1 protein-coding gene is annotated in these 389 nt (G+C 68.6%); it reads right to left on the minus strand.

Going from position 1 to position 389, the window contains the following annotated elements:
• The coding region (locus EN885_RS33360; RefSeq protein ID WP_128335273.1) for an ATP-binding cassette domain-containing protein at positions 1 to 389 on the minus strand (389 nt) is incomplete at both ends.

The raw sequence follows: 389 nt of genomic DNA on the forward strand, positions 1-389 counted from the left end.
CGAGCGTACTTGCCTGGCGCGCGGCATCGCCGCCAAGGCTGCGCGGGCGCGGCAGCGGCACCTTGATTTCACGCACGATGCGGGCCGGGCGCGCCGACAGCACATAGATGCGGTCGGACAGGAACACGGCTTCGCGCACGTCATGGGTGATCAGGAGCGCCGTCCAGCGATGATGCCGCCACATCTGTTCCAGCCAGCGCTGCATGGCCGTGCGGGTCAGCGCGTCGAGAGCGCCGAACGGCTCGTCGAGCAAAAGCATGTCGCGTTGCTGCACCACCGTGCGCAGCAAGGCCGCGCGCTGGCGCATACCGCCGGACAGTTGCGCTGGAAAATGCCGCTCGAAGCCGGCAAGCCCGAATTCGGCAAACAACGGCGCAACGCGCGCCCGC

The organism is Mesorhizobium sp. M6A.T.Cr.TU.014.01.1.1, from assembly GCF_004022765.1.
Taxonomy (GTDB): Bacteria; Pseudomonadota; Alphaproteobacteria; order Rhizobiales; family Rhizobiaceae; genus Mesorhizobium; species Mesorhizobium mediterraneum.